This window comes from Vibrio sp. 10N.261.55.A10 (assembly GCF_041470825.1).
Classification (GTDB): Bacteria; Pseudomonadota; Gammaproteobacteria; order Enterobacterales; family Vibrionaceae; genus Vibrio; species Vibrio crassostreae_C.
Genome location: NZ_JBFRNC010000030.1, coordinates 30,971 through 53,651 on the forward strand (window position 1 = coordinate 30,971; position 22,681 = coordinate 53,651).

A 22,681-nucleotide genomic window follows, 5' to 3' on the forward strand; every position below is an offset into this window, starting at 1 on the left:
AATAATGATGCAAAGTGTTGATATCGCGATTGTTGGTGGTGGCATGGTTGGCCTAGCGCTTGCTGCTGCCCTAAAAGACAGTGACCTAAGAATCGCTGTCATTGAAGGCAGAGCGCCTAGTGAAGGGCTGAGTGAGCTGCCTGATGTGCGTGTATCCGCGTTGAGTCGTTCTAGTGAAGTGATTCTTCGTAACCTAGGTGCATGGCAAGGTATCGAACAAAGACGCGCTGCACCGTATCAAGCGATGGAAGTGTGGGAACAAGACAGTTTCGCTCGTATTGAGTTTGACTCGACACGCTTGGCTCAGCCGAACTTGGGTCATATCGTTGAAAACCGTGTGATTCAATTAGCGCTGCTTGATCAGGTTAAGAAACAAGACAACGTCAGCCTGTATATGCCCGCAACGTGTAAAACGATGGCGATTGGTGAAAGTGAAGCTTGGTTAACATTGGACAATGGTCAAGCACTGACAGCTAAGTTAGTTGTTGGAGCAGACGGCGCAAACTCTTGGGTTCGTAAGCAGCAAGATATCCCATTAACACATTGGGATTACGGACACAGTGCGATTGTCGCGAACATCAAAACCACAGAGCCGCACCACAGCGTTGCTCGTCAAATCTTCACGCCTCAAGGCCCATTGGCATTCCTACCAATGCAACCAAGCAACATGAGCTCGATTGTTTGGTCTACGGAACCAAATCGTGCCGAGAACCTCGTATCAATGTCGGATGCTGAATTCAACAAGCAGTTAACAGCTGAGTTCGATGCAAAGCTGGGCTTATGTGAAGTGGTTGGTGACCGTTTTGCCTTCCCACTGCGCATGCGTTATGCGCGTGACTTTGCGGTAGAGCGTGTGGCTTTGGTTGGTGATGCTGCTCATACCATTCACCCATTAGCAGGGCAGGGCGTGAACCTTGGCCTATTAGACGCAGCAAGCCTAGCGCAAGAGCTGTTAAAGCTATGGTCTGCGGGTGAAGACATTGGCACCAAGCGTAATCTTCGCGGCTACGAGCGCTGGAGAAAAGCAGAGGCGGCGAAAATGATTGCTTCAATGCAGGGCTTTAAAGATCTGTTTGAAGGCGATAACCCAGCTAAGAAGCTGATTCGTGGCATTGGTATGAAGCTTGCGGGCCAATTACCGGGTGCGAAAGATGAGATCATGAAGCGCGCACTGGGTTTGTCTGGCAATCTTCCTGACTTAGCTAAGCGTCCAGTGACTCATCGATAATGACATAGTGTTCTGGTGGTATATCGAATCATCATTGATACGAAAATTGGTACGAAAAAAGGGTTGGCATAATGCCAACCCTTTTTGTTTTTAATTCTGTAGATAATCAGGTCATGCGTACGCGCAGCGCAGTTTCATGATTTCACTATTTATTTCTTTCACTGTTTGAAAGTGACGTTTTTCTGCTCGGTCTGGTAGCACTAGCTTACCGTTATCAAACTCAAATTTTCCTACGCCGTAAATGTAGATTCGTCCTTTGAAAAGTCGACTTACATGTTTAGCAATCATACACGGTGTATAGCGCTTAAACAGTCTCATTCTTAATTATCCTTATATTTACCTAGCCTGCATATTATAGAAAAATTCCGAGATAATAATTGTGATAAGCATGGAGTTATATGCAGTAGCGTTGACGTTAATTAGATATTTGTGCTGTTCTAAGCACTTTCTTCAGTAAATATCTATTTTTACGTGAGCTCCTCCCCAAAATAATACTGAGTAGTGAACTGCCGTGAACTTTTCTGTTCAGTATTAAGCAGTGATAATGTTACAAGTATAAGAATAGGCGGGATTTTTTTGTTTGTGTAATCAAATTGTAAATTTCGGACAAAAAAAAGCCCGTCTAAAACGGGCGAATAGTCACAGATGCATTACACAAAAGTGGATACTGATGTTACTCAGTGGATTCACTTGCACTGATTTGCTTAATAGCTAGTCAGTAAATTTACAATAACGCAAATTTAACTTTGTGACTACTTATGCTTTTATTTTGAGTAACTATTTATTAATGGTGTGTTCTTCTTATGACGAGGTTCACACTAAAAATGTACTCAATGAAATATTAAAATGAAGTTTGCGAAGCATGATCTAAACGATCATCGACTGATGTCCGCGACGGTCGGTGCACATAGCGCCATAAGATCATTGAGATCCAGCGCAACGCCAGCCATTCGGTCGCCGGAGCTAATGGTTACGGTCGAGTTGTTTTGAATGGAAGGATCAAAAATGATCGGCATGTGTCTCTTGAGAGCGAGCGGACCAACACAACCCACTTTAAAACCGGTGATCGCTTCAACATCAGCGAGCGACACACAGGTCATTCGACGGCAATTCAGTACCGAGCGTACTTTCTTGGGGTCGACAGAGCGATCGCCAGCAGTACAGGCTAACGCATACTGGTTGCCCATATCCTTGAGCAGGATGCACTTCACCATTTGAGAGGCGTCGATGCCTCGCTCTTGTGCGGTTTCTTCAATGCTGGTGGTTGGCTTGCTTTGCATCAGCAGGCGATAATTCACCTGCTGTTGATCCAGCCATTGTGTAATCAGCGTTTCCACGTGGTTACTCGTCGTCAAGGCTGTACGGCAGTGGCAGGATATTCCATGTTTGATCAGGCTGCGCGGTCAGTCGCAGCTGAACATCGTCATCAAGGTTGTTTGGCAGTACCATCAAACCAATCGCTCGGTTATCAGCAAATTGATAGACGTTTAATAGTCGGCCTGCGCCACGCCAGTTCTCACCCACACTACGTTCCAGTTCAATAGGGTTTTCTAACGACAGCACGTCCGCAGTTGTGCCCGACACAATGCGCATCTCACGCTTGTTCATGCCACGGTACTTAGCACGAGCAACCGTTTCTTGACCTGTGTAACAGCCTTTTGAAAAGCTGATACCGCCAATCGCTTGCAGGTTAAGCGCTTGAGGGATGTGCTCGTTTTGCTCTGCTTTCGATAGGTTAGGCTGAGCATCAAGAATTTCATGATATTGCCAAAGTGTTTCTGATACTTTCTCCGCAGCGCTGTTTGATACCAAGGCTTCAGCGGCTTCTTCTGTCACAAGTAGAGCCCAGCGGTTATCTGCAACTTGAACCGCTGTACCACCAGAGATAGCACGCACATTACCTTGGCTTTCTGAAATAGAATCAATGTATTGATTAGCTGACGAACCCATCACACCGATAACAACGTCAGACGTTTGCTCGATATCGACCTTAGAGAACACCGCGTACTTCTTGATTTCAACGAGCTCGACTTCAATCGCTGATTTAGGTTGCATGAGTGCGTAGCCACCGTTGTGGTGGAACAAACGAAAGATACTCCATACCTTTCCTTTTGCATCACAGTGCGCGCCTAATGTGGATTCATCATTAGGAAGAGTGACGACATCGCACGTTACTTGACCCTGTAGGTACGACTTTTTGTCATCGCCTATCATGGTAATTGCACTCCAGTCTGATACGTGTGTCATCATCAGTTCTGGAAGCGATTCATTTTGCGTATGAGCGAGTGGCTGAAATATGTTTTTCCAATCCATTTTATCTTTCCTAAGAATTTTATTTGGCTCTATGTTAATCCGGTTCTGTTTCTTTGTCAGCCTAGGTTTTTTTGTGAGCTTAGATAGGGACTGTGACTCACATAGTAGTTGCAGGGCGTATGACTTGTTACACTCCGAGAAAGAAAAATTATAGGTGAGGATAGCCAATGTACACTGCAGAGCAGAAAGCACGAATTAAATGGGGTTGCCGTCGCGGCATGTTAGAACTTGATGTAGTCATCATGCCATTTTTCGAAGAGTGTTTTGATTCATTGCAAGAGCAGGAACAGCGCGAGTTTGTTTCTCTATTAGAGTGTGATGATCCAGATTTGTTTACTTGGGTAATGGGCCACGGACGCAGTGAAAACCTAGGCCATGCATCAATGGTTGATAAAATTGTCGCACACAACCTCAGCAAGGTTCGTTAAGCTTCAGCTTAACCCTTCGTATTCCGCATTATTTGCAAAAGGCACTATTTTTGGGTGCCTTTTGTTTTTCATCGTCCTGTCTTCTATTCCACTTGCCGCCAGCCTTTATTGCTTAGCTTTAATGATCCGCTTGTTCAGAAACAATCATGTGATTCTAAATAGTGTCTATGGGCGTTTTGATTACAGAGAGGATGGTGATATTCGACTCAATGACCGAACTTACCGACTCAAGTCCGTTGATAAGATCTGGGCGCAGTTCTTCGTTAAATTGCAGTTTGAATGTGGGCACTCGGTACTGCTTTGGCGGGACAGCTGTTGCGAGCGCGAATATCGTCATTTTCTGGCGAACTTACAACGAACACGCTAGATAAAAGAAAGCGTTAGACAAAAGAAAAGGGAGCTCTCGGCTCCCTTTCGTTTAATCATTTTCCGCTGACGGCTAATTCGCTAAGCACGTTTAACCAATTATTATGATTGGCGTTTCTCTGGCGTCAGAATCGTTGGGCCACTGTCTTCTGCAAGTTCAGGGTAATCCAACGTGTAGTGGAGGCCGCGGCTCTCTTTACGTTGCATTGCACAACGAACCATTAGCTCTGCCACTTGTAGCAAGTTACGCAGTTCTAATAGGTTATTCGAAACCTTGAAGTAGCTGTAGTACTCATGAGTTTCTTGTTGCAGCATCTGAATGCGACGCAATGCTCGCTCTAGTCGTTTATCCGTTCGAACAATGCCCATGTAATCCCACATGAATAGGCGCAGTTCGTGCCAGTTGTGTTGAATGATAACTTCTTCATCACTGTTGGTGACCTGGCTTTCATCCCATGCTGGCAGTTCAGCGCACAGTTGAGATTGGTCGATGTTCTCAACGATATCTTTTGCTGCTGCCCATGCGTAAACCACACACTCAAGCAGTGAGTTAGAAGCCATTCGGTTTGCACCGTGTAAGCCGGTGTAGCTCACTTCGCCAATCGCATACAAGTTCGTTAGGTCGGTTTGACCCTGCTTATTCACCATGACACCACCACACGTGTAGTGAGCGGCTGGTACGATAGGGATCGGCTCTTTGGTCATGTCGATGCCCAAGTCCATCAAGCGAGTATGGATCATCGGGAAGTGCGCTGTGATGAATTCTTCAGGCTTGTGGCTGATATCAACATACATACAGTCGGCACCTAAGCGCTTCATTTCGAAGTCAATTGCACGAGCAACCACATCACGTGGCGCCAGTTCACCGCGCTCATCGAAGTCCTTCATAAAGCGAGAACCATCTGGACGACGCAAGTAAGCACCTTCACCACGCAGTGCTTCCGTTAGTAGGAAGTTACGCGCTTCTGGGTGGAATAAACAAGTTGGGTGGAACTGGTTGAACTCAAGGTTTGCCACACGACAACCCGCACGCCAAGCGATAGCAATACCATCACCTGAAGAAACATCTGGGTTAGAGGTGTATTGGTAAACCTTTGAAGCGCCGCCTGTTGCTAATACAACAAACTTAGCGCGCACGGTTTCAACATGTTCTTGGTTACGGTTCCAAATGTAGGCACCGATCACCTTGTCTTTTGAACCACCAATCTTATCTTCCGTGATCAAATCCAGCGCATTGTGGCGCTCGAAGATCTCGATATTTGGGTGGTTGTTGACGTTATCTTGTAGTGAGGTTTGCATCGCCATGCCAGTTGCATCGGCAGCGTGCAGAATTCTGCGGTGACTGTGGCCACCCTCACGAGTGAGGTGATATTTTGGTTGGCCTTCTGTGCTGTTCTCATCTTTATCAAATGGAACACCACCATCAATCAGCCATTGCACACACTCTTTCGCATTTTCAGCAATGAATTGAACTGTATCTTCTTCGCATAACCCAGCCCCAGCGATTTGAGTATCCTCTACATGAGACTCAATACTGTCCGACTCATCGAACACCGCGGCGATACCACCTTGTGCGTAATACGTCGATCCTTCGCTGCGTGGTCCTTTGCTTAATACAATTACTTTTGCATGTTCTGCTACGCGTAAGGCTAATGACAAGCCTGCCGCACCACTTCCTACCACTAATACATCACACTGATGTTCACGGTTTGCGTTCATAAAACTTATTAAATCCCGGGCTATAGTCGAGTTGTCCACTCTCAATTGACTTTGTCTTGTTTTAGGAGTTTGGCTAAGACTGTTATAATCTCTCCAGAGTCATCCTTAAACGCTATGCAAAATCAATATATAGACAGCTATCTAGAAATATTTAATTGCTCAATACCATTGCTTTTGCTCAAGTTTCCCCAAATTGATAGGGATAGCTATTTTTATTACATCACATTGTGAAACAATAATGGCAAATAATTTTAAGAAAGTTGGAACTTTCGGTATTTGGCTTAGTCACAATAGTGCTCTTGTAGACGGTGGTGTCAATACTACATTTCGCATAATTAGTACCCATATCTGTGAAGGTGAGGGTTATAACAATAGGAGTACCCGCTCGAATGAACGAGCAGCTAACCGATCAAGTGTTGATTGAGCGAGTTCAGAGTGGAGATAAGCAGGCATTTAACTTACTAGTGGTTAAGTATCAAAACAAAGTTTGTAATCTTATCTCTCGATACGTGAATAATTCCGGTGATGTACCTGATGTAGCACAAGAAGCTTTTATTAAAGCTTACCGCGCGATACCTAACTTTCGTGGCGAGAGTGCCTTCTATACATGGTTATACCGAATTGCCGTGAACACCGCTAAAAATCATATCGTTGCCCAAAGCCGTAGGCCGCCAGTAACCGATGTAGATGCAGAAGATGCAGAATATTACGAAACAGGCAGCGCGTTAAAAGAAATATCGAACCCTGAGAACTTAACGCTGTCTAAAGAATTGAAACAAGTTGTTTTTGGAGCGATTGAAGCGCTACCAGAAGACTTAAAAACTGCAATGACGTTGCGAGAGCTCGAAGGTTTGAGCTACGAAGAGATTGCAGAAGTAATGGATTGCCCTGTAGGAACCGTACGTTCGCGTATTTTCCGAGCTCGTGAAGCGGTGGAAAAGAAAATCAAACCTCTTTTGCAACGCTAGAACTTGTAATAATTATGGTGAAAATAATGGCTGATAAAGAAAAGCTTTCGGCACTCATGGATGGTGAAACGATCGATAAAGCTCTCATTGTAGATCTAGAATCTGATCAAGAAAGCATGGATACTTGGCAGAGTTACCATTTAATTGGTGATGTTATGCGTGGGGATTCGCCAGAAACTCCAGAGTGGAACATTGCTAATAGTGTAGCGGCAGCGCTTGAGAACGAGCCTGCACATGGTTCAATGTCGAACCTGCACCAAGTGAATGTTGAACCTACTGTTGCTCCAATTGAAGAGCAACCTAAACCTCAGCAAGCGAAGCGTCAGCTTCCGGCGTGGTTACAACAGTTTGGACAAGTTGCCGTGGCAGCGTGTGTTTCATTAGCCGTTGTATTAGGTGTTCAACAATATGGTGGTAGCGACCCTGCAGCACCAGAGCAGTTGCCTGTACTCCAGACGATTCCATTTGCCGGTTCTGCGGAACCAGTAAGTTTAACGCGTGACTCTGTTGAGAAACCAGCATCTGAAGCTAACTTGCAAGAGCAGCGCAAACGCGTTCATGCATTGTTAGAAGATTATGAGCTGCAGCTAAGATTAAACAGTGATGCATCGCCAATGCAAGATGCACATCTAGAATCGGACATTGAATGAAGAAAATCCTGGTCAGTGCACTGACACTGTTCAGCTTGATGTCTCCAACAGCCTTTGCAGAGGAAACCACTGCAAAGGCCTTGTTGCATCAAATGAACGAGGCCAGTCAGCATCTAAATTACGAACTCTCCTACATTTTGATAAAGAAGAGCAGTATTGAGCCTCTTGTTTATCGCCATGCGGTTAACGACGACCAACAACTTGCACACCTTGTTTATCTAAGCGGCCCTGTTCGTGAAGTCATTCGACGTGGCAACGAAGTTAGCTACATCGAGCCGGGTACAGAGCCATTTACGATTCAGTCAGGCAGCATGGTTGCGCCTGTTATTCCGATGATTAATCGAGATATCGAATCTCTGAATCAGTACTACGACTTTGTGAAAGTTGGTCGCTCTCGTGAAGCAGGTAGCACCACTCAAGTGCTGCGTGTCGTGCCGAAAGATGGCCTTCGCTACTCTTACGTGGTTTGGGTAGACGAAAAAACGAATCTTCCTTTGCGTGCCGACCTTTTGGATCGTGATGGCGAAGTGCTTGAACAGTACCGCACTATCTCTTACGTGGTGAACGATAAGATTGCTGAGGCTATGGGTGGCTTGAGCCAAGCTCAATTGCCGAAAGTTTTATCATTACCGGAAGGCTTAGTGAGTGAAACTAACTGGCAAGCGTCGTGGATTCCTGAAGGGTTTAAATCAAAAGAGCTTAGCCGCTATCAAATGGCTGCGACCGATAAAATGGTTGAAAGTCAGCTTTTCAGTGATGGACTGTTTAACTTTTCGGTTTATATCGCGGAAAAAGATGAGCATTCATTGAAAGGGCAGCTGGTGCGTCAAGGGCGTAGAACCTTGCACAGCTTAGTGATTGGCGATAAAGAGATCTCTGTGGTTGGTGACATTCCGCCGGCAACTGCAAAACGTATTGCTCAGTCAGTTACATTTAATAAATCGGTACAAGCGCAATGATGACCGCGCTGGCGACCGTTAGCTCGGTTGAACAAAAAGGTAAGCAATACTTTGTTCAATTGAGCTGCGAACAACAAACCAGTTGTAGCAGCTGTTCTTCTCAAAAAAACTGCGGTACGGGTATTGTGACCAAGGCTGTTGGCAATAAATCTTTGTTTTGGCAGCTTAAAACCAAAAGCTTAGTCAAAGCTGGACAAATCGTAGAAATTGGCTTTCCAGAAAAAAGCCTACTTCAGTCGGCGGCGATTGTTTATCTCATCCCACTTTTCATGTTGATGATTGGTGCTGGTTTTGGGCAACTCTTGTTACAACCCTTACTCCAGGGGGGCGAGGGCATTGTTATCTTAAGTGCAGCACTGTTTACTGCTGGTGGGATTGCCTTAGCGAAGCGGTTAGCCAAACCCATGGAAGACAAATCCAAGCAAGAAGTCGTCTTGATTCGAATCCTAGGTGAGTCTCTCGTCTAATTTATGATGCTTCTTGCCCTTAAATTGGGTAGAATCTGCCAACTTGATTGAAATGCCGCCACCAATGCTGACTGTAGATTGGACGCGTCGCGGCTTTCTTATTATCCCTATTCAAAGAGTTTAGTCACACCAAGCCTATGAAGCACATTCGTAATTTTTCGATTATCGCCCACATCGACCACGGTAAGTCGACCCTTTCTGACCGCTTAATCCAAGTTTGTGGAGGATTAAGTGAACGTGAGATGGCAGCTCAAGTCCTCGATTCTATGGATATAGAACGCGAGCGTGGTATTACAATTAAAGCGCAGAGTGTGACTTTAGACTACAAAGCTAAAGATGGTGAAACTTACCAACTTAACTTTATCGACACTCCTGGACACGTAGACTTCTCTTACGAAGTATCTCGTTCTCTAGCGGCTTGTGAAGGCGCACTACTTGTAGTGGATGCTGGCCAAGGTGTTGAAGCACAAACTCTAGCAAATTGTTACACAGCAATCGAAATGGAACTGGAAGTAGTGCCAATCTTGAACAAGATTGACCTACCAGCTGCTGAACCAGAACGTGTTGCTGAAGAAATCGAAGAGATCGTTGGCATCGATGCGATGGAAGCGACTCGCTGTTCTGCGAAAACAGGTTTGGGTGTTGATGATGTTCTAGAAAACATCGTGACGGCAATCCCGCCACCGGAAGGTGATCCTGAAGCGCCTCTACAAGCGTTGATCATTGACTCTTGGTTCGATAACTACCTTGGCGTAGTTTCTTTGGTTCGTATCAAAAACGGTAAGCTGAAGAAGAACGATAAGATCAAAGTAATGTCGACAGACCAAGTATGGGGTGTTGACCGTCTAGGTATCTTCACGCCTAAGCAAATCGATACTACAGAGCTAAATACTGGCGAAGTAGGTTGGGTTGTTTGTGGTATTAAAGACATCCTAGGTGCACCGGTTGGTGATACGTTGACGCTTGCAAAAGGCGGCAGCACTGAACGTCTACCTGGTTTCCAAAAAGTGAAGCCTCAGGTATACGCTGGTCTATTCCCTGTATCATCTGATGACTACGAAAACTTCCGTGACGCGTTAGGCAAATTAAGCCTGAACGATGCATCACTGTTCTTTGAACCAGAAAGTTCAGCAGCACTTGGTTTTGGTTTCCGTTGTGGCTTCTTAGGAATGCTTCACATGGAGATCATCCAAGAGCGTCTAGAGCGTGAATACGACCTAGACCTAATCACAACTGCTCCAACAGTAGTGTATGAAGTTGTAAAAACAGATAAAACGGTTCTTTACGTTGATAGCCCGGCTAAACTGCCAGCGGTTAATGACCTAGAAGAAATTCGTGAGCCAATTGCACGCTGTAATATTCTGGTACCTTCGGATTACCTAGGTAACGTAATCACACTGTGTGTTGAGAAGCGTGGCGTACAAGTAGACATGGTCTACCACGGTAACCAAGTTGCTGTGACGTACGATCTTCCTATGGCAGAAGTAGTTCTAGACTTCTTCGACCGTCTGAAGTCAACGTCTCGCGGCTATGCATCATTGGATTACAACTTCCAACGTTACGAGCCATCAAACATGGTACGTGTAGACGTACTGCTGAATGGCGAAACAGTTGATGCACTAGCTATCATTACGCACAAAGATATTGCTCAGTCTCGTGGTCGTCTACTGGTAGAGAAGATGAAAGAATTCATCCCTCGTCAGATGTTCGATATCGCGATTCAAGCAGCGATTGGTAACCACATCATTGCTCGTTCTACAGTGAAACAACTGCGTAAGAACGTAATCGCAAAATGTTACGGTGGTGATATCAGTCGTAAGAAGAAACTTCTTAAGAAACAAAAAGAAGGTAAGAAGCGTATGAAGCAGATCGGTAACGTTGAACTGCCTCAAGAAGCTTTCCTTGCAATCCTTCATGTTGGCAAAGACTAGGTATCAATCGCACTAACTATCTGCTGAATATTACTGGTTAAAATCGTTTATTTCTTTGTTGCAAAGATTGCAATTAGGCCCACTAGTCACTGCACTTTGCGCCTCGAACTAAACGATTTTTCCTGCGTAATCTTCCCAGCATTTAGTCAGCATGATTGATACAAATTAGAAATATTAAGCAGAGTGAAAGAGTTATGCTCTTTCACTTTCGTTATTTTTAAAGAAATGAAATTTAAGGGATATCAATGGCTAATACATTTTCGCTTATCTTAGTGATCGTAACTCTAGTGACCGGCATTGTATGGGCGTTGGAAAAGTTTGTGTGGGCGAAGAAGCGCCAGCAAAAGCTTGCTGACGTTGAAGCACAATCGAATGGCCTAGACGCTGAAACTAGCGCAAAAGTTACGGCTCAACCTTGGTGGGTTGAGAACAGTGTGTCCATTTTCCCGGTAATTGCATTTGTTTTGGTTCTGCGTTCATTTATTTATGAACCGTTTCAAATCCCTTCTGGCTCGATGATGCCAACGCTTTTGGTTGGTGACTTCATCTTGGTAGAGAAGTACGCGTACGGTCTAAAAGACCCAGTATGGCGCACTCAACTGGTAGAAACGGGCAAGCCAGAGCGTGGTGATTCAATCGTATTTAAGTACCCACCTCAGCCTAACATCGACTACATCAAGCGTGTTGTTGGTATGCCAGGTGACACCATTCGCTACAGCAGTCGTAAAGAGATCTGCATTCAGGCGAAGGGTACAAGTAGCTGTGAACCAGTGAAACTAAGTAATGTTGAAGAGAGCCAATTTATTCAAGATGGTGTGCCTCTGATTCAGCTGAACGAACAGCTTGGAGACGTAGAACACCAGATTTTAGTTAACCCATTGCGCCGCGATCGTGTGCAAGCATATCAGCCTCGCAATGGTGTTAACGAATGGGTCGTTCCAGAAGGCCAGTACTTTGTGATGGGTGATAACCGTGACAACAGTGCCGATAGCCGTTACTGGGGCTTTGTCCCTGAAGCAAACCTTGTTGGTAAGGCCGTTGCTATTTGGATCAGCTTCGAATTCGAACGCGGTTCAGACAGTGTACTTCCAACATGGATTCCTACTGGTGTGCGTTTTAATCGCATCGGTGGGATTCATTAATCGATCACATAACACATCGAGAGAGCATGAATTCTCCAATTGATAAACTAGAGAGAAAGATTGGCTATCAGTTTAATGATGCCGATCTTATCCACTTGGCGCTGACTCACCGCAGCGCCGCAGGTAAACATAACGAACGTCTTGAGTTTCTGGGCGATTCAATTTTAAGTTTTGTTATCGCTGATGATCTTTACCACCGTTTTCCTAAGGTAAACGAAGGTGATATGAGCCGCATGCGCGCAACATTAGTACGTGGTCATACATTGGCAGAACTAGGTCGTGAATTCGAACTAGGAGATTACTTAAAATTAGGTCCAGGTGAGTTGAAGAGTGGCGGTTTCCGTCGTGATTCTATTCTAGCGGATGCGGTTGAAGCGGTCATCGGCGCTGTCTATTTAGATAGTGATACCGAGACGGTTCGCGGCATTATTTTAAGCTGGTACCAATCTCGCCTAGATGCTATTCAGCCTGGAGTATCTCAAAAAGATCCGAAAACTCGCCTACAAGAGTTTTTGCAAGGTCGAAGAAATCCTCTACCTGTCTACACAGTGACTAATATTAAAGGTGAAGCACACAACCAAGAGTTTACGGTTGAGTGTGAAGTGGCAGGTGTGGATAAACCTGTTATCGGTAAAGGCACTAGCCGCCGCAAGGCAGAACAAGCGGCTGCTGAAACAGCATTAGAGCAACTAAGCAATGTCTGATAACAACCAAGATTTCGATATCGATGCATTCTTTTCATCTGATAGCAAAAAAACAGGCCTACCGGAAAACCAACACTGTGGCTTCATCGCTATTGTCGGTCGCCCAAATGTAGGTAAGTCGACGCTTCTGAACCATATTCTGGGTCAGAAGATTTCTATTACATCACGTAAACCACAGACGACACGTCACCGTATTATGGGCGTTGAAACTGAGGGTGATTACCAAGCGATCTTTGTTGATACTCCTGGACTTCATATTGAAGAAAAGCGTGCCATCAACCGCTTGATGAACCGTGCGGCGAACAGCTCATTGAGTGATGTAAACCTAGTATTCTTCCTTGTCGATGGTACTCACTGGACTGACGACGATGAGATGGTTCTGAACAAACTGAAGAAGACTGACTTCCCAGTTGTACTTTGCATCAACAAAGTAGATAACGTTCAAGACCGTACTAACGTCATGCAGCACATGATGGAAGTCTCTAAGAAGATGGACTTCATTGATGTAGTGCCAATCTCAGCGAAGCAAGGTAAAAATATTGATGTACTGCGTAAGCACGTACGTGAACATTTACCTAAAGCGACACACCACTTCCCTGAAGAATACGTGACTGATCGCTCGCAACGTTTTATGGCCTCTGAAATTATCCGTGAAAAGCTAATGCGCTTTACGGGTGACGAGCTACCTTACTCGGTAACGGTTGAAATTGAACGCTTCGATTACAACCCAGATAACGATGGCTTCCACATCAATGCTCTGATTCTTGTTGAACGAACAGGTCAGAAGAAGATGGTGATTGGTAAAGCGGGCGAGAAGATCAAAACAATTGGTCGTGAAGCGCGTATCGATATGGAAGAGCTATTCGGTCGTAAGGTTTACCTAGAGACTTGGGTTAAGGTTAAATCTGGCTGGGCTGATGATGAGCGTGCACTTCGCTCGTTAGGCTACATCGACGATCTATAATATATTGAACGTCACTTTCTGAGATTAAGAAAGTTGAACTGAAGATAAATCCAAGAGAGAGTGCGAACTCTCTCTTTTTGTATCTGTAATAAGGGTAAGTGATTGAGCGAAGGGTTACAGCGATGCTTTGTGTTGCACCGTCGACCATACAGTGAGTCGAGCCTGATCTTGGACGTCTTCAGCGAAGAGTTCGGTCGGGTGACGTTGATGTCTAAAGGCGCTCGCAGCAAGCGTTCCAATTTGAAAGGTGCATTACAACCTTTTACGCCGCTATTGCTTAAGTGGTCTGGTAATGGTTCGATGAAAACCTTACGCCAAGCTGAACCCATCAGCTTGGGGCTCCCTCTCGCCGGTATTAATCTGTATTCAGGCATGTACGTGAACGAGCTTATCGGTCGGGTATTGATGGCGGAAGTACCGATGCCTGCACTTTTTCACGACTATCTTCATGCTTTAACAGAGCTGGCGCATAATGATAATCCTGAGCCAGCACTGCGTCGCTTTGAGCTGGCTCTATTATCTGCTATGGGTTACGGCGTCGACTTTTTACACTGCGCGGGCACTGGCGAAGCGATTGATCCGAGCATGACTTATCGCTATCGAGAGCAGAAAGGTTTCATCGCTTCAGTACGTCGAGATAACCTGACTTTTATGGGCGATGAACTTATTGCAATCAGCGAACGTAGGTTTATCACTAAAGAGCAGTTAAAAGCGGCAAAACGCTTTACACGCATAGCCTTAAAGCCGTATCTTGGCGGCAAACCATTAAAAAGTAGAGAGCTATTTATGCCAACAATAGCCCTCTCCAGAGCACGGAGTATTGGAAAATGAGCTCAATCCTTTTAGGCGTTAATATCGACCATATTGCAACACTACGTAATGCACGTGGTACTAAATACCCAGATCCAGTACACGCAGCTGAAATCGCTGAACGTGCTGGTGCAGATGGCATTACTATTCACCTGCGTGAAGACCGTCGTCACATCGTTGATCGCGATGTGCGTATTCTGGCTGAAACACTTCAAACTCGCATGAACTTGGAGATGGCCGTAACGGACGAGATGGTTCAAATTGCACTCGATACTAATCCTGAGTTTGTTTGTCTGGTTCCTGAAAAACGTGAAGAGCTAACCACTGAAGGTGGCTTGGACGTAGTTGGTCAACTAGAGAAGATCAAAGCGGCGACACAAAAACTGTCTGCAGCAGGTATCAAGGTATCTCTGTTTATCGATGCTGACCGTGAGCAAATCGATGCTGCAAAAGCGTGTGGCGCACCGTTCATTGAACTGCACACGGGTCACTATGCTGATGCTAAGACAGAAGAAGATCAACAAGACGAGCTTAAGAAGATCGCAGCAGGCGCAAGCTATGCAGATGACTTAGGTATCACAGTCAATGCGGGTCATGGTCTGACTTACCACAACGTAGCACCGATTGCGGCACTTCCAGAGATCTACGAGCTGAACATCGGTCACTCGATCATGGGACGTGCAGTGTTTGATGGCTTAAACAAAGCCGTTGCAGACATGAAAGCAATCATGGAAACAGCACGTAACAACGCTTAGTTCGGCAAGTCGTCGGCACTAAGCGATGTACAGTTAATCATTAGACAGAAGTTAAGTAGTAGAGGAAACATGGCAGTTGTTGGATTAGGTACAGATATCGCAGAAATCGAACGTGTCGAGAAGGCGCTGTCGCGAAGTGGCGACGCTTTTGCTCAGCGTATTTTGACGGATTCTGAGTTTGAAGTATTCCAACAGTTGAAGCAAAAAGGCCGTTACCTTGCAAAACGTTTTGCTGCTAAAGAAGCTGCATCTAAGGCGTTAGGTACGGGGATTGCGCTGGGTGTTACCTTCCACGACTTTGAGATTTCAAACGATGAGCATGGTAAGCCAGTATTGAGCTTACACAAGAAAGCGCGTGAAATCGCAGAGGCGAATGGCACAACATCGATTCATCTGACTATCTCGGATGAGCGTCACTACGCTGTGGCAACGGTGTTACTCGAATCGTAAACAGATTATCGCGACTTTATATCTAGTGCTCTTGGCTCTAGACAGAAAAAAGCAGAGCTCATGAGCTCTGCTTTTTTATTGGCGGGTAAACCCTCTAAAGAATACTAGTGAGTAACAAGTACCCGCTAGGCCTTCGCCTGTTTCAAGTAGTGAATCGCGGTTGCTTGAACCTTATCTAATTCATCCTGAAGCTCGAAAAGCTCAGGTTCAATGTCTTCAACAGAAGTACCTGAACGCAGCTCTTTCTCTATTGTCGCACATACCGATTTTAGCCTTGGTACGCCGCTGTACGAGCTGCTGCCATGCATCTTGTGAATGATGTGTATCAGCTCTTCAACTGGATAGTCACTGTCTTCTATCGCTTTGTCTGCTGCCTCATACACCTCTGGAATAAAGTCGACGAGCATTTGCAGCATATCGCGTGCGAGGTCTTCTTTATTGGCGGCTTGTTTCATCGCAGCTTGCCAATCAATGATGATGTTTGTGTGCACGCTGGCTTCAGTTTCTGACACCGGACCGTTGTCGACTTCAGCAGAGACCGCTGGGTGGTCTGGATCTATTTTTTCGATGAGCTCAACCTCAGAGGTCGAGCTCCAATGAATCAGAACCTGCTGTAAAACATGCTCTTCAATAGGTTTGGTTAGGTAGTCATCCATGCCCGCTTCAAGCAGTCGATCTCGTTCGCCAATCATTGCATGTGCGGTCACGGCAATTACAGGTGTATTCGCATTGTTCGCCAGTTTTTTGATGTTCTGACAAGCGGTTACACCGTCCATCTGTGGCATTTGAATATCCATGAAGATGATATCAAATGGCGTCTCTGTCGCTTTGTCTATCGCCTGCTGACCACTGGTACAACTGATGACGGTTTCTACACGCTCTTTAAGCAGCGCGGTAATCAACTTAAGGTTGGCTGGGTTGTCGTCTACTGCCATCACAGTAAGCGGTAACTTCTCTTCAGAATGCGTTTCAATCGCTGGTGCAATCAAGGTAGGTGCCTGATTCGATACCAGAGTTTGCAGCAACTTCTTACGAGAAAGAGGCTTGGTGATGCACTGAACATCGACCTCTTTCATTAGTTGCTCACCCAACGCTAGCTCGGTACTTGGTGTACCAATAATCACGTTTTGAGCAATCTTCTTCGCACCGATCGCCCAACCACTCACAGTATCAAATTGATACTCTTGGTTGGCGGCTAGGTTAAGCAGAACGTAGTCATACGAGGTCGTCTCATCTGGCATCACCGAACGATACGTTACCACTAAGCCTTCTTGGGTTAGGATTTGCTGAGTAATCGATGCCGCTTGCATGTTTGGCTCGATAAGCAGCAGTTGTTTGTCTTGCAGACACTGCGTCTCAATCAGCTCTGTCATCGGCATATCAGTCGTTGATAGTCTCAAGGTGAACCAGAAGGTAGAGCCTTGGTGAAGACGACTGGTTAGGCTGATCTCTCCGCCCATTTGGCTGACCAGTTTTTGGGTGATAACCAGACCTAAGCCTGTACCACCATAGCGACGAGAGATACTTGCATCGGCTTGGCTGAAGGCTTGGAACAGCTGAGCTTGTTGACGCTCCGAGATACCAATACCCGTATCGCGAACCATGAACTGCAGCTCGATGTTGTCTTCGCTTTGTGAACGCAGCTCAACGCTGATATCAATATTGCCGCGCTCGGTAAACTTGATTGAGTTACCCACTAGGTTGGTTAGGATCTGCTGAATACGCAGTGGATCGCCCACCACACCTGGCGGTACTTTAGGGTCGATCTTCAGTGTCAGTTCTAGGCCTTTCTCATGAGCGTTGGTTGCTTGAAGGTTTACTACCTCTTCAAGGCTGGCTTGGAATTCAAATGGGATGTTCTCTAGGGCTAATTTACCGGCTTCAAGTTTCGAGAAGTCCAAGATATCGTTGATGATGCTAAGCAGGTTGTTTGCCGAGCGTTCAATGGTTTGCAGGTAATCGGTTTGACTGTTCGATAGGTGAGTCTTGAGCATTTGACGAGTAAAGCCAATCACACCGTTCAGCGGCGTTCTCAATTCGTGAGACATATTCGCTAAGAACTCAGACTTAACACGAGCCGCTTCTTGAGCGCGTTTCTTCGCGATGTCTAACTCAACGTTTTGAATCTCTAGCTGTTCAAGAGTTTCACGCAAATCTGATGTGGCCTGGTCGATACTGTGCTGCATCTCGACGTGATACTCTGATAGCGATACCGCCATCGCATTGATACCGTTTTTCAGCGAGTCTAGCTCACCATGCATCTTACCTTCGATACGCACATCTAGGTGACCTCGACGAATTCGGTCGACCATGTTTTTCATGTGTGTGATCGGTTGAGTTACATCGTGCATTAAGCGGAACGCAAACACGCCCGATAAACCAAGCCCGAGAATCAACACTAAGAATGCAGAGAACACTTCTTGATATTGCTGCAATCGAAGTGATGAAAGATCTAATTCAATCGCAATGTAGCCGATCGCTTGATTAGCTTGAGACTGACCGTTGGCTGAATTGATGTACTGGCCTTCGGCGATGATAGGTGTCCGCAGAATCAGCGTATTATCGAGAAGGTTCGATGAGCTTAAATGCGGGATCGGTTTATCTTTGGGGTAGGTCAGGCTTTCAAAATCGGGGTGGAAGTTTGAGGTTACAAACAACTCATGACGCTCATCAAACACCGCGATACTGCGCACTAGCTTAGAATTCTTTCGATGCGCATAGCTAATAAGCTGACGAACAGACTCTCGACTTTCGAGCTTCATGCCTGATTCACTCGTAATCGCAAGTGGCTCAATGATGCTAGTACCAGTGTTAACCACTTGACCTTCAAGGTCTTGATAGCGGTTAAATGAGAAAAATGCACTCAATAGCAACCCAATAATCAGGGTTGGAGCTAGAGTTAAGGTAATTACACGGGCTCTTAAGCCATATCTGGTCATGTTCTTTAATTACATCGAGGTCTGGATATGGGAAAATAACGCACACAATGGCGGTTAAGTGAACGGTAAGCTTAATCAAAGCCGTGACGTTCGACAATGATTCCAAGACATAATAGTGAGTCCTGGATACCAATTACTTATTAAAAGATACATTAGGCACAAGCAATGGCACGTTTTTTCCAACCAAAAAAGAAAACTCAACTCGAGACCAAGCATCAATCGGTTTTGGTTGAACGAATGGATCACAATGGCGCTGGCATCGCTTATCAAAAGAATAAACCGGTTTTCATTGATGGCGCATTGCCCGGTGAGCAGGTGGTTATTCAACTTACTGAGAGCAAAAGTAAGTTTTCGCGAGCTAAACTCATCAAGTTATTGAAGCCGAGCGAGCAGCGTTTAAAGCCGTTTTGTAAGCACTTTAATCAGTGTGGTGGCTGTCACCTTCAACACCTAGGTTACTCTTCTCAGGTTGAGCATAAATCGCAATCTCTGACGCACCTGATGAGCCAATACCAAACGGCGAACACTGAAGTTGCACAACCTATTGTCGGTGATGAAACCGGTTATCGACGTCGCGCACGTATCAGCCTATTTGTTGATAAGAAGACACAACAGCTTCAATTCGGTTTCCGTAAGAAGCAGAGTAAGCAGATTGAAAACATCACCGACTGTGCCGTGCTTGATCCTCGCCTTAATGTGTTGCTGCCAAAACTGAAAAATTTACTGAACACTTTCAACAGCCTTACGTCTTTAGGACACGTTGAATTGGTGTTGGGCGATACTGGCCCTGTTATGGTTCTACGTCACCTTAAGCCTTTAGTTGAAAAAGATGAGCAAGCGCTGATTGCGTTAGCAAAAGAAGAAGGCGCTACGCTGTACTCGATGCCTGAAACCGATAAGTTGGCCCGTCTGGTTGGTGATGCGCCTAGCTACAGCGAAACTGGCGTGACGTTACCGTTTGAGCCAAACCACTTTATCCAAGTAAACCAGAAAGTGAATCAGCAGATGGTGGCTCAAGCGATTGAGTGGCTAGAACCTCAAGCGGATGAGCGAGTGCTAGACCTGTTTTGTGGTCTCGGTAACTTTAGTCTGCCTATCGCGCAACAATCGGCGTTTGTGGTTGGTGTAGAAGGCGTTGATGAAATGGTTCAGCAAGCCGCATCTAATGCAGCGTTAAACCAGTTAAGCAATACGGAATTTTACCAAGCTAACCTTGAAGAAGACTTATCTTCACAGCCTTGGGCAAAAGAGAAATTCGATAAAGTATTGCTTGACCCGGCACGTGCGGGAGCGAGTGGGATCGTTGATCAAATTTCAGCGTTAGGAGCGAAGCGTGTGGTTTATGTTTCGTGTAATCCTGCTACTCTAGCTAGAGATTCTGAGAGCTTAGAAAAACAAGGCTATCAATTAGCCAAACTGGGTATGTTGGACATGTTCCCACACACCAGTCATCTAGAATCGATGGCTCTCTTTATCAAGGCTTAGAGGCCCTTAAACAAGGCTTCAAATGAATCACAAAGGCGCAGGGAAGCCTGCGCTGATATCAATATGGTCGAACTAACTTGGAACCAGTTAGTCATATTGAATTGGGTATAAAACATAATAACTAGGAAGGCATGATGGTTGCGGTACGAAGCGCACATTTAAACCCAAGCGAACAGTTTGAGCTAGAAAGTTGGATTGCGTCATTGAATCAAGACGCAAAAACCTCGAATAAACTGATTAAAGTTTATCGTCACTGTGAAGAACTTTTAAAAGATCACGAGCAAGCATCGCTCTTGCTTTGGCGTGGCCGTGAGATGATCGAAATCTTGGTCACCTTGTCCATGGACCGTGCCACTTTAATTGCTGCACAACTTTTCCCCGTCGTCTCAAGCGGCGTTTTTGAGCGCGAAGCGTTTGAAGAAAGCTACGGTAAAGAAACCGTAAAGTTGATCGATGGCGTTGAAGAAATGGCGGCCTTAGGCCAGTTAAACGTGACCCTTGAAGGCAGTGCTGCCTCGGGTCAAGTTGATAACGTTCGACGCATGCTACTGGCTATGGTCGATGATTTCCGCTGCGTAGTCATCAAACTCGCTGAACGAATCTGTAACCTTATCGAGGTAAAAAAAGCGCCTGATGCTGTGCGTCGCGCGGCCGCAAAAGAGTGTTCTAACATCTATGCCCCACTGGCAAACCGTTTAGGTATCGGCCAACTTAAGTGGGAAATCGAAGATTACGCATTCCGCTACCAACAACCAGATACCTACAAGCAGATTGCAAAACAGCTGTCTGAGCGTCGTATCGTTCGTGAACAATACATCACAGATTTCGTTGATGATTTAACCGCAGAAATGCAGCGTTCAAACATCAATGCTGAAGTGAGTGGCCGACCAAAACACATCTACAGTATCTGGCGCAAAATGCAGAAGAAAGGCTTAGCCTTCGATGAGCTTTTTGACGTACGAGCAGTACGTATTATCGCTGACCAGCTGCAAGACTGTTACGCCGGCCTTGGGGTGGTACACACTAAATACAAGCACCTCCCGAGCGAATTTGATGACTATGTGGCGAACCCTAAGCCAAATGGTTACCAGTCGATTCATACCGTAGTACTTGGCCCTGAAGGCAAGACCATTGAGATTCAGATCCGTACTAAGCAAATGCACGAAGACTCTGAGCTTGGTGTGGCGGCGCACTGGAAGTACAAAGAAGGAGCTTCAAGCGGCCGTAGTGGCTACGATGAGAAAATCACTTGGTTGCGTAAACTTATCGACTGGCAAGAAGAGATGTCGGACTCTGGCGAGATGCTGGATGAGGTACGTAGCCAAGTCTTCGATGACCGTGTATACGCATTTACTCCACGTGGTGACGTGGTCGACTTACCAATGGGCGCAACCCCGTTGGATTTCGCCTACCACATCCACTCGATGGTCGGACACCGCTGTATCGGTGCCAAAGTAGCGGGGCGTATCGTACCGTTCACTCATAAACTATCGATGGGCGATCAAGTTGAGATCATCACGCAGAAAGAGCCGAACCCATCTCGTGACTGGTTAAATCCAACCACAGGTTTTGTTCATTCTGGTCGAGCTCGAGCGAAAATCAACGCTTGGTTCCGCGCACAAAGCCGTGAGAAAAACCTAGAAGCGGGTCGTGATATCCTGGAAGTTGAGCTAGCGAAAGTAGGCGCAACCCTAAAAGATGCTGATCAATACGCACTAAAACGCTTTAACGTGAATACGCCAGACGAACTCTATGCAGGTATTGGTAGTGGCGACTTGCGTATTAACCAAGTGGTTAATCACATCAATGCGCTAGTGAATAAGCCAACGGCGGAAGAAGAAGACAAGAAAGCGCTAGAGAAACTGCTTGAGTCGGAAAACAAGCCGGCACAACAGAGTCGTCCGAAGAAAGATGCGGTAGTGGTTGAGGGCGTTGATAACCTAATGACGCACCTAGCGCGTTGCTGTCAGCCAATCCCAGGTGATGTGATTAAAGGTTACATCACTCAAGGTCGTGGTATCTCAGTGCACCGCGCTGACTGTGAACAGCTAGGCGAGCTAAGCGTGCATGCGCCAGAACGTATCATTGATACCGTTTGGGGTAATGGCTTTGTCGGTTCATACATCCTAACGCTGCGTGTTGAAGCGCTAGAACGTAATGGCTTGTTGAAAGACATCACCTCACTGTTCTCGAATGAAAAGATCAGCGTGACCACAATGAAGAGCCGCATCGACTACAAGCGTCAGCTATCGGTAATGGATTTCGATTTGGAAGTGACCAATATTGAAATTCTGAGTCGCGTTACCAGCCGAGTAGAACAAATCAAAGATGTAATGAGCGTTAAGAGACTTGGATGATCCTTTTGTGTCATTTATGTCATTCCCTACAGTGAGGGACGAACGT

General features: G+C 45.8%; 21 protein-coding genes. 16 read left to right on the forward strand and 5 right to left on the reverse strand.

Annotated features, from left to right (window positions below; translation table 11 throughout):
• The first annotated feature begins 4 nt into the window (after window positions 1–4).
• Entirely contained in the window at window positions 5–1,228 is a 1,224-nt protein-coding gene (locus AB4274_RS09875) for an FAD-dependent 2-octaprenylphenol hydroxylase (protein WP_017063203.1), read from the forward strand.
• Window positions 1,229–1,339: 111 nt separating this feature from the next.
• Here AB4274_RS09875 and AB4274_RS09880 read toward each other — a convergent pair whose 3' ends face one another.
• The 3 genes from AB4274_RS09880 to ygfZ form a co-directional block, all read right to left on the reverse strand.
• A complete protein-coding gene (locus tag AB4274_RS09880) occupies window positions 1,340–1,546 on the reverse strand; it encodes a DUF1107 domain-containing protein (RefSeq protein ID WP_372111922.1) in 207 nt (68 codons plus the stop codon).
• A 557-nt stretch (window positions 1,547–2,103) separates the two neighbouring features.
• Complete coding sequence (locus tag AB4274_RS09885) at window positions 2,104–2,565, reverse strand: aminoacyl-tRNA deacylase (protein ID WP_048605859.1); 462 nt, start codon at window positions 2,563–2,565, stop codon at window positions 2,104–2,106.
• Between the two features lie 4 nt (window positions 2,566–2,569).
• Entirely contained in the window at window positions 2,570–3,541 is a 972-nt protein-coding gene (gene ygfZ / locus AB4274_RS09890) for a tRNA-modifying protein YgfZ (protein ID WP_102398276.1), read from the reverse strand.
• 167 nt (window positions 3,542–3,708) lie between these two features.
• Between ygfZ and AB4274_RS09895 the strand changes: the two genes are divergently transcribed.
• Together AB4274_RS09895 and AB4274_RS09900 are read left to right on the forward strand one after the other, a co-directional pair.
• Window positions 3,709–3,969: a succinate dehydrogenase assembly factor 2 gene (locus AB4274_RS09895; RefSeq protein ID WP_004735374.1), complete on the forward strand. Its 261-nt coding sequence runs from the start codon at window positions 3,709–3,711 to the stop codon at window positions 3,967–3,969.
• On the forward strand, window positions 3,917–4,336 hold the full coding sequence (locus AB4274_RS09900) for a protein YgfX (RefSeq protein ID WP_372051302.1): 420 nt from the start codon (window positions 3,917–3,919) through the stop codon (window positions 4,334–4,336). The genes AB4274_RS09895 and AB4274_RS09900 overlap by 53 nt, the downstream gene beginning before the upstream one ends.
• A 101-nt stretch (window positions 4,337–4,437) precedes the next feature.
• Here AB4274_RS09900 and nadB read toward each other — a convergent pair whose 3' ends face one another.
• Complete coding sequence (gene nadB / locus AB4274_RS09905) at window positions 4,438–6,054, reverse strand: L-aspartate oxidase (protein ID WP_017059049.1); 1,617 nt, start codon at window positions 6,052–6,054, stop codon at window positions 4,438–4,440.
• Between the two features lie 389 nt (window positions 6,055–6,443).
• On the opposite strand from nadB, the gene rpoE reads away from it, so the two are divergent.
• The 11 genes from rpoE to acpS all read left to right on the forward strand — a co-directional run bounded on the left by rpoE (window position 6,444) and on the right by acpS (window position 15,854).
• Window positions 6,444–7,022 (forward strand): RNA polymerase sigma factor RpoE, encoded by a 579-nt coding sequence (rpoE, locus tag AB4274_RS09910; RefSeq protein ID WP_017068700.1) that lies wholly within the window; start codon window positions 6,444–6,446, stop codon window positions 7,020–7,022.
• Between the two features lie 26 nt (window positions 7,023–7,048).
• A complete protein-coding gene (locus AB4274_RS09915; protein WP_017063205.1) occupies window positions 7,049–7,672 on the forward strand; it encodes a sigma-E factor negative regulatory protein in 624 nt (207 codons plus the stop codon).
• Complete coding sequence (gene rseB / locus AB4274_RS09920; RefSeq protein WP_017059047.1) at window positions 7,669–8,631, forward strand: sigma-E factor regulatory protein RseB; 963 nt, start codon at window positions 7,669–7,671, stop codon at window positions 8,629–8,631. Before AB4274_RS09915 ends, rseB begins: the two co-directional genes overlap by 4 nt.
• Window positions 8,628–9,098 carry a SoxR reducing system RseC family protein gene (locus tag AB4274_RS09925; RefSeq protein ID WP_017059046.1) on the forward strand — a complete coding sequence of 157 codons (471 nt, stop codon included), beginning with the start codon at window positions 8,628–8,630 and terminating at the stop codon, window positions 9,096–9,098. Before rseB ends, AB4274_RS09925 begins: the two co-directional genes overlap by 4 nt.
• A gap of 137 nt (window positions 9,099–9,235) precedes the next feature.
• Window positions 9,236–11,029: a translation elongation factor 4 gene (gene lepA, locus AB4274_RS09930; RefSeq protein WP_017059045.1), complete on the forward strand. Its 1,794-nt coding sequence runs from the start codon at window positions 9,236–9,238 to the stop codon at window positions 11,027–11,029.
• A gap of 245 nt (window positions 11,030–11,274) precedes the next feature.
• A complete protein-coding gene (gene lepB / locus AB4274_RS09935; RefSeq protein ID WP_017068697.1) occupies window positions 11,275–12,171 on the forward strand; it encodes a signal peptidase I in 897 nt (298 codons plus the stop codon).
• A 26-nt stretch (window positions 12,172–12,197) separates the two neighbouring features.
• Window positions 12,198–12,875: a ribonuclease III gene (gene rnc / locus AB4274_RS09940; protein WP_017066012.1), complete on the forward strand. Its 678-nt coding sequence runs from the start codon at window positions 12,198–12,200 to the stop codon at window positions 12,873–12,875.
• Window positions 12,868–13,839, forward strand: coding sequence for a GTPase Era (era, locus tag AB4274_RS09945; protein WP_017059042.1), 972 nt, complete (start codon window positions 12,868–12,870; stop codon window positions 13,837–13,839). Before rnc ends, era begins: the two co-directional genes overlap by 8 nt.
• 102 nt (window positions 13,840–13,941) lie before the next feature.
• Window positions 13,942–14,670, forward strand: coding sequence for a DNA repair protein RecO (gene recO, locus AB4274_RS09950; protein WP_019826299.1), 729 nt, complete (start codon window positions 13,942–13,944; stop codon window positions 14,668–14,670).
• Window positions 14,667–15,404 (forward strand): pyridoxine 5'-phosphate synthase, encoded by a 738-nt coding sequence (gene pdxJ, locus AB4274_RS09955; protein ID WP_017059040.1) that lies wholly within the window; start codon window positions 14,667–14,669, stop codon window positions 15,402–15,404. Before recO ends, pdxJ begins: the two co-directional genes overlap by 4 nt.
• A gap of 69 nt (window positions 15,405–15,473) precedes the next feature.
• Window positions 15,474–15,854: a holo-ACP synthase gene (gene acpS / locus AB4274_RS09960; RefSeq protein WP_017059039.1), complete on the forward strand. Its 381-nt coding sequence runs from the start codon at window positions 15,474–15,476 to the stop codon at window positions 15,852–15,854.
• A gap of 125 nt (window positions 15,855–15,979) precedes the next feature.
• Here acpS and barA read toward each other — a convergent pair whose 3' ends face one another.
• On the reverse strand, window positions 15,980–18,793 hold the full coding sequence (barA, locus tag AB4274_RS09965) for a two-component sensor histidine kinase BarA (protein ID WP_017059038.1): 2,814 nt from the start codon (window positions 18,791–18,793) through the stop codon (window positions 15,980–15,982).
• A 165-nt stretch (window positions 18,794–18,958) separates the two neighbouring features.
• Between barA and rlmD the strand changes: the two genes are divergently transcribed.
• Together rlmD and relA are read left to right on the forward strand one after the other, a co-directional pair.
• Entirely contained in the window at window positions 18,959–20,278 is a 1,320-nt protein-coding gene (gene rlmD / locus AB4274_RS09970) for a 23S rRNA (uracil(1939)-C(5))-methyltransferase RlmD (protein ID WP_136978438.1), read from the forward strand.
• A 134-nt stretch (window positions 20,279–20,412) separates the two neighbouring features.
• Window positions 20,413–22,635: a GTP diphosphokinase gene (gene relA, locus AB4274_RS09975; RefSeq protein ID WP_017059036.1), complete on the forward strand. Its 2,223-nt coding sequence runs from the start codon at window positions 20,413–20,415 to the stop codon at window positions 22,633–22,635.
• Window positions 22,636–22,681: the final 46 nt, after the last annotated feature.